This window comes from Methylotenera sp. (assembly GCF_029945535.1).
Lineage (GTDB): Bacteria > Pseudomonadota > Gammaproteobacteria > Burkholderiales > Methylophilaceae > Methylotenera.
In genome coordinates, this window is record NZ_JAQSCU010000013.1 from 661,552 (window position 1) to 667,796 (window position 6,245).

A 6,245-nucleotide genomic window follows, 5' to 3' on the forward strand; every position below is an offset into this window, starting at 1 on the left:
AGTAGGAATTTACAACACCTTATGGTTTGTAAAAGAAGTGTGGAAGTGGTTCAGAAGTAAATTTAATTTTTAATCAAATAAGGAAGCAATATGAAAAGTTTAGGTCCAGCAGGTCTTTTAGCAATTTTAGTTTTAGCAGTAGTGGCATGCGGCAAAGAACAATCGAGCGAAGACAAAGTAAAAGAGCAGTTAGCAGCAGTACACAGCTTGACAGTTGATGAACGCAATATGGCATCAGCCAGCGCCAAAAACTACTATGAACAAGCTTGGCTACCTGCAGGTGGTAAGCAAGGTCAGTTGATTTCATGCCGACCAAGTGACTCAAACTTCAACGGTTTAGTGACCTGTTCAGGTTTTGTACCACAACCAAACGGCACTTTTGCTGAAATCAAACGCTATTGCGGCTACCGCGCTGATTTAGTCGGTTGTTCAGATAAGGATGAGGTGAAGTAGTTGATCGTCCTTAGCTTGTTTTCAATCCTACTGCTGATTGCTGTTTCGGTAGCAGTAGGTTTCATCTTTGGCTTGTTTAAACGGAAGGGGAAATAATATGAATCAATGGCGATAAGCTCTAACTCACGATAAATAAAATTTGATTGCACATAAGTAAGCCGCCAACATCGGCGGCTTACTTCTAGTTTTTACCGTTAAGCCACGAGGCTTAATCGTGAGAATTAACTTAGGAGAATTGAAATGAAAATCGGGCAAGCAAAACTAGGCATGCTAGTAACTTCAACAGACCACTTCAGCGGCACCATCTACACAGTAGAGGAAATTGCAGGGAGTGGGCGCGGTGCTCACCTTGTCTACCCACTTCACTCAACAGGTGAAATGGTAAGTGGTGGATGGATTGACGTTTCATTTTTGAAGCAGCCAACCTTAGCACAAATCAGAAACACAATCAGTGAAATTGATGATTGGTTTGACACCCAACCCGACAGCGAAGGTGTGGAAGCCAACTACCCAATCTTTGCATACTACAACAAACTTAAAGGCATCACAGGAGATTGAAATGTTTCAAAAAGATTACTTAGAACTGAATCGTTTATACAAGCAAATCTTAGCAGGTGAGGGTACTGGAATGTTTGAGGAGGAAGTGTTTGTCAACTTCCCTGCCATTTACGAAGTGCTTGAAGGCTACGACAACATGAGCGTAGAGAACGCTGCCTACTCAGATGAGAACCGTGTACACCTTGAATTGATTGAGAAATTGTATAAGGCGCTTGATGAAATGGTTTCTGACAAGCAAGACGGTCCGTTCTTCCACGAGGAAGAACATGGTGAGGGTTCAGCTTTATGGAACGCTCGTGATGCAATTAAAAAAGCAAGGAGTTTTGTATGAGAAACGATGTAAAAATGATGTTAGCAGCTGCGATGGTAATTGCACCTGAAGCAGCCGCTGTATTTGATGAGCCAAAGTATGTGCGCTCAATCCCGACCATGAAGGACATTAAGGATTCTGAGATTGCTGTAGATAAAGCGATAGCCAAGCGTCGACGCAAGAACGCAAAACGATTGGAGAATCAAAATGGTAAGTAAGTCGCCAATAGGCGCTCAAGTCGCCTACAAGTATCAAGATGACCCGCAAACCTACAACGCTTACGTGTCTTTTGGACAGTATGACGCAGACCTAGATGAAGACGAGTTTGGCATCCCTGATGACAACATCTTTTACTACTTCCACGAAGGCGAAGCTGAAATGAAAGCGTTCGTTGAGGGTGCCTTTGAGTTTGCAATCCTTGATTACGAGCTGGTTTATGCGGAGGTTGAAAGTGAAATTTAAAAGAGCTTACGGATGGGAAACTCCGCGTCACTTAAGTATTGAAGAAGTCATCAACTACAAGGTAGATGAACCTGACTGCACCATAACCAGTTCGGTTGAACAACGCCTTATCAATCTGCATGAAGTAGTCAATCTGATTGCGATGAACCTAGCTACGATGGACCAAAAATGGTTAGCTGAAATGCTTGGCTTTGAGGAAGATAAGGAAGCTTATGAACGTTAATAACCCCGACAACGACAGATACTTCTTAGTCTTCTTTTCAGGCGATCTCTTGAATGGAAAAGACGTTGTAGGAAGTGTGTGGTTTGCCTCTCCAACGTTTCCAAATCTTCAAAAAACAAAAGAAGATATTGCAGAGGTTCATGACATGCGGTTTAGCAGCGTCAACGTCAACAACATCATGGAATTAAACAAAGAAGACTACTTAAGCTGGAGTAAACGAGATGAAAACTAAACCAAACAAACCTACAAAATTGCAGTTACTGCGAGAAAACTTAGAGCTTAAAGCTCAGATGGCACACGCCTACCATTTTGCAACCGCTTCAATTGATAGAACAAGCACTAAACATTTGATGGCAAGTGGTGTGCTACTTCAATTATCTGGCATTGGAGGCAAAGAGCTCATTCATCCTGTAATGATAAAAGACGGCCTGAGTGATGAAACCATTGCGGCAATTAAAGCCGACCTCAAACGCAGCTATGACTTGGCTGTGATGTTTAAAGTTTAAGGAAACCAAATGAAAATATCAGAACTAACAGGCGAAGCCCTTGATTGGGCAGTTTCAGAGTGCGAAAGTAGGCTCTATTCGCCGAACCCTTCAAGCCGTTACTATTTCTCACCGTCGACTAACTGGGCACAAGGCGGCCCGATTATCGAACGTGTGATTAACAAACTATGGCGGAATCTTAACGGTACTTACGGGGCGCAGATAAAATACCGAGCCCCTTATTACAGCCCGACCTACGATGCTGACATCGGTACAGATGCTTTTATAAACAAGCATGGTGACACACCACTTGTAGCGGCTATGCGCTGCTACGTTGCCAGCAAACTTGGTGATGAAATTGAAATTCCAGACGAACTTATTACGCCCTAAATAATGACAATGTCATAGGAGATTGAAATGCAACTGAACCGTGTAGTGAACAGTATGTTGAAAGAAAATACAGGCGGCTACATCACTGACAGTGGCGGCGCATACGGCAGAAATTGGGAACGAAACCAAAAGCGCAACTTCACCAAAGAAGAAGCATGCTCAGCAACGTTTTCTGTTTTCGAGCAAGAGGGCGAAGAACCAAAGCTTGAAGTAGACACCGAACTAAACCTGTACCACTGGCTTGACCGCAACTTCAGCTTCGATAAGAACACTGACGCAAGGTTTCAACGCTGGGCTGCTAAACACCCTGACGAATACTGGTTAGAGCTAATGGACAGCTTTGCCGAGCACGACCATGACCTGTGTTATGGCGGTGAAGGTCCTCAAACCTACAACAGCTACAACGAACAGACAGACTTATCTCAAACAATTCAATACGTCAAATATACCAACAGAGCAGGCGAGGAAGTATGGTTAATCAGCGTACACGGCGGCTGTGACGTGCGCGGAGGTTATGCCAAGCCCAGAGCATTCAACCCTAAAAACGAATGGCCTGAGATGCGTGTGCGTACTTTGTATGCAGGTGATCAATCATGGGATTACAACTACAGCTGGCATGGGCAGTATGAAGCTGTAGAAGAAGACCAAGCTGTTCAGGATTTGTGGGCGCTTCCCTGCATTTTACAAGAGTGTGATGAGTTTTCTGAAACTGGGGAGGACATTCGCATTCCAGATTTGACCTTGATTAAAGAGCCGTGTGTTCTCGTGGTCTACAACAAATGGAAGCATGACGGTAAAGGATACCTGGTCAGCTGGCAGAAAGACTTTGACTTGGGTGGACAACTTGCCCTAGACGGTGAGCCAGCTTACAAAATTAGTTTAATTGCGGAAGAAATTTTCGCTGACACTTGGTAGGAGATTGAGATGAAGAACACTCAAATGTTAAAAGCTGACAACAGATTAAGGGCAAAACACCTGCTTGAAGAAGATGGATTTACTGCAGCAGAGATAAGGGATTTGCTTAATGAACCTGCAGGGCTTCGTGATGAGTTTGCGAAAGCCGCTTTAGCAGGGCAGATTAGTTATGAAGGGATGGAGGGCTGCGATGCTAAGTTTATTGCAGCTATGACTTATGAGTTAGCTGACGCAATGATGGGAGAAAGATAATGGACTTACTTGCACTATTAAAACCGTTGCCGACTGAAGCCGAACTCAGACAAATGGCTTCTGAAGCCGTACCCAAAACAACCGATATTTACTATGTGGACTATCGAGACAACTTAAATCATAAATGTTACGAAGAAGCTGCTGAAGCCGTTCTGCAAGGTGGAGAGCCTTATGAGTTTATTCAGATGATTGATGAGTCAATTTGGGATTGGGACGTGGATATAAATCAATACATGATGGACGCGAAAGCAACGATTAGTTCAAGGCTTGAAGGCTACGATGAAGGGCAGATCGAAGATATAGATGAGCTTATCAACGAACAAACTGACTACATTCGGGAATTGATTTTTGATCGTGACCACTCAACACCAGTTGATGACCTCATAAGAAACACTCGTGACTACACATTGAGAGTGCATTTGTGTTCCAACTATGAAGGTTTGGACTCCATGTGGAATATTCGTCGGTCGGGAGCGACCTACGATGATTACATGAAGCAAATGGTTGATGCCCTTAACCTGAACCCTGCATTGGTTAAGCAAGAGTTAGACAATGTTGAGTGCGAGTGTGTAGGTGAGTGGCCTGATATGCCTGACAGAAACGGTAATGAGTTTGTTAGTTACCTACACTTCGGCAGAGAATTAAATGAAAGTTGCAGCCTATCGCAACTATGCCTTATTGGAACCCTTGACCCTGCGGAATTGAAAGATTTTACAGGCAAGATTAAGTTCTTCAAAGGTGCGAACCTTGGGTTATTCAACCCTTGGAACGGCTCTGGCTCAATGATTGAAATGTCTTTACTAAAAGACATGGAAATTGATGTCAACAAATTAGGTGAGTCTGAGTATGACCATTTCTCAGCTCATATTGATAGTCAACACCATTACTCAATGGATTCAGTATATGGCCCTACACGCAAGTTCTGGGGCGAAGGAGTAACCTTATCATGAGCAACACCGTCACAATTCACAACTACCCCGACAACGAACCCAACGCCTTAGCTGCCGCCTTAACCCACACGGAACGTTTCGATAGGTGGGACGCTAAGGTATTCGTACAGAAACGCCTGCCTTCGGGTTGGTTGGAGTATGGCCTGTCTTACTTCAACCCTAACAACGCAGAACATCAACTGTATGTTGCGTTAGTTCAACGCACACCAGACGCAGAATTCGAGTTTCACTCATGACCACTTGGCATCAGCAACAGGCCATAAGCCGAAACAAAACAGTGCTTTATCACCCAACAAAATGGACATGCTACAACTCAGCAGGCCACACAGGAGTCATGCGTTTCGACACACCTGAAGAAGCTTTTGCATACGCTGAGAATACAGGTGACGCAGTATTAGCCCCTCAAGGAGAATTGAATGAAACAAGTATCTAAAGAACAGTACGCAGTGCTTATACAACTTGCCTATGAGTCAGGACTTGAAAATGCTTTAGAGTTTTATCAAGGCGTTCTACAAGACCCCAGCATCACCGAGCTAGACATTAAGCAGTGTGCCTACCTTGATTATGAGGCTAACTTCGCAACCAGCGCATGTCACTACCAAGACCTCATTGACCAAGCCCAAACAAATGATTGGGATGCTGGTTTAAGCCTAGATAAGGAACAAGCAATCCAAGTGTTGTGCAACTTTGTAGACCACGGCCACTGCGGTAGAGACATCATGTGCAAAGAATACGGCCACATGGATGACCGAGAAGAACCAAACGAAGATGGCAGTTTGGATTCAGAAATGTGGACAGGACTAGACCCTGACGACATCGCAATGCTTGAAGAAGATGACGAGAATTACTACAAAACCTTCGTCCTCATCTCAAACGAAACGACACCTTTTGAAGGTTCAGAGAAGCTTATCTACAAAGAAGTTTACATCCGTAAAACTGAGTTTGGAATGTATGAGTTCTATTCATGGATTCAAGAACGCTTCCTCAAGTTTGATACGTTGGAAGGTGCTTATGCACACATTGATTTTGAAGAATTGGAGACAACATAATGTACTCAGAAGGCCCTTGGAAACCATGCCGTTCCCACAGCTCATACGCCGATGAGCACGAGTACGTTGACATCAGTTATGCAAGTAACGGAGAAATACTTGAACTAAAGAAAAAGCCTTACGTGAGAATTGAAAACTGTAGTGGAAACATTACGAGTGCTCATGACTGCTTTGAGTTTGATAATCCTCATGACGCTT

At 43.8% G+C, this 6,245-nt stretch carries 16 protein-coding genes; all 16 read left to right on the forward strand.

What is annotated here, in order from left to right:
• Positions 1-90: 90 nt before the first annotated feature.
• Positions 91-453, forward strand: coding sequence for a hypothetical protein (locus PSU72_RS10860; RefSeq protein ID WP_300432479.1), 363 nt, complete (start codon positions 91-93; stop codon positions 451-453).
• Positions 454-693: 240 nt separating this feature from the next.
• Positions 694-1,011 carry a hypothetical protein gene (locus PSU72_RS10865; RefSeq protein WP_300432480.1) on the forward strand — a complete coding sequence of 106 codons (318 nt, stop codon included), beginning with the start codon at positions 694-696 and terminating at the stop codon, positions 1,009-1,011.
• Complete coding sequence (locus PSU72_RS10870; RefSeq protein ID WP_300432481.1) at positions 971-1,342, forward strand: hypothetical protein; 372 nt, start codon at positions 971-973, stop codon at positions 1,340-1,342. Before PSU72_RS10865 ends, PSU72_RS10870 begins: the two co-directional genes overlap by 41 nt.
• Positions 1,339-1,539 carry a hypothetical protein gene (locus PSU72_RS10875; protein WP_300432482.1) on the forward strand — a complete coding sequence of 67 codons (201 nt, stop codon included), beginning with the start codon at positions 1,339-1,341 and terminating at the stop codon, positions 1,537-1,539. The genes PSU72_RS10870 and PSU72_RS10875 overlap by 4 nt, the downstream gene beginning before the upstream one ends.
• Positions 1,529-1,783, forward strand: coding sequence for a hypothetical protein (locus tag PSU72_RS10880; protein ID WP_300432483.1), 255 nt, complete (start codon positions 1,529-1,531; stop codon positions 1,781-1,783). The genes PSU72_RS10875 and PSU72_RS10880 overlap by 11 nt, the downstream gene beginning before the upstream one ends.
• On the forward strand, positions 1,773-2,006 hold the full coding sequence (locus PSU72_RS10885) for a hypothetical protein (RefSeq protein ID WP_300432484.1): 234 nt from the start codon (positions 1,773-1,775) through the stop codon (positions 2,004-2,006). The genes PSU72_RS10880 and PSU72_RS10885 overlap by 11 nt, the downstream gene beginning before the upstream one ends.
• The gene (locus PSU72_RS10890; protein ID WP_300432485.1) at positions 1,996-2,238 is read left to right on the forward strand and encodes a hypothetical protein; all 243 of its coding nucleotides are present in this window, start codon (positions 1,996-1,998) and stop codon (positions 2,236-2,238) included. Before PSU72_RS10885 ends, PSU72_RS10890 begins: the two co-directional genes overlap by 11 nt.
• Entirely contained in the window at positions 2,228-2,512 is a 285-nt protein-coding gene (locus PSU72_RS10895) for a hypothetical protein (protein WP_300432486.1), read from the forward strand. The genes PSU72_RS10890 and PSU72_RS10895 overlap by 11 nt, the downstream gene beginning before the upstream one ends.
• A 9-nt stretch (positions 2,513-2,521) precedes the next feature.
• Entirely contained in the window at positions 2,522-2,881 is a 360-nt protein-coding gene (locus tag PSU72_RS10900) for a phage protein NinX family protein (protein ID WP_300432487.1), read from the forward strand.
• 27 nt (positions 2,882-2,908) lie between these two features.
• Positions 2,909-3,796, forward strand: coding sequence for a hypothetical protein (locus PSU72_RS10905; RefSeq protein ID WP_300432488.1), 888 nt, complete (start codon positions 2,909-2,911; stop codon positions 3,794-3,796).
• A 9-nt stretch (positions 3,797-3,805) separates the two neighbouring features.
• Positions 3,806-4,048, forward strand: coding sequence for a hypothetical protein (locus tag PSU72_RS10910; protein WP_300432489.1), 243 nt, complete (start codon positions 3,806-3,808; stop codon positions 4,046-4,048).
• A 26-nt stretch (positions 4,049-4,074) separates the two neighbouring features.
• Entirely contained in the window at positions 4,075-4,998 is a 924-nt protein-coding gene (locus tag PSU72_RS10915; protein WP_300432490.1) for a hypothetical protein, read from the forward strand.
• Positions 4,995-5,234 (forward strand): hypothetical protein, encoded by a 240-nt coding sequence (locus PSU72_RS10920; protein WP_300432491.1) that lies wholly within the window; start codon positions 4,995-4,997, stop codon positions 5,232-5,234. The genes PSU72_RS10915 and PSU72_RS10920 overlap by 4 nt, the downstream gene beginning before the upstream one ends.
• Positions 5,231-5,431 (forward strand): hypothetical protein, encoded by a 201-nt coding sequence (locus PSU72_RS10925; protein WP_300432492.1) that lies wholly within the window; start codon positions 5,231-5,233, stop codon positions 5,429-5,431. Before PSU72_RS10920 ends, PSU72_RS10925 begins: the two co-directional genes overlap by 4 nt.
• Positions 5,415-6,047 (forward strand): hypothetical protein, encoded by a 633-nt coding sequence (locus tag PSU72_RS10930; protein WP_300432493.1) that lies wholly within the window; start codon positions 5,415-5,417, stop codon positions 6,045-6,047. Before PSU72_RS10925 ends, PSU72_RS10930 begins: the two co-directional genes overlap by 17 nt.
• Positions 6,047-6,245: hypothetical protein (locus PSU72_RS10935; protein ID WP_300432494.1), on the forward strand; the 199-nt coding region annotated here is incomplete at its 3' end. The genes PSU72_RS10930 and PSU72_RS10935, both read left to right, overlap by 1 nt.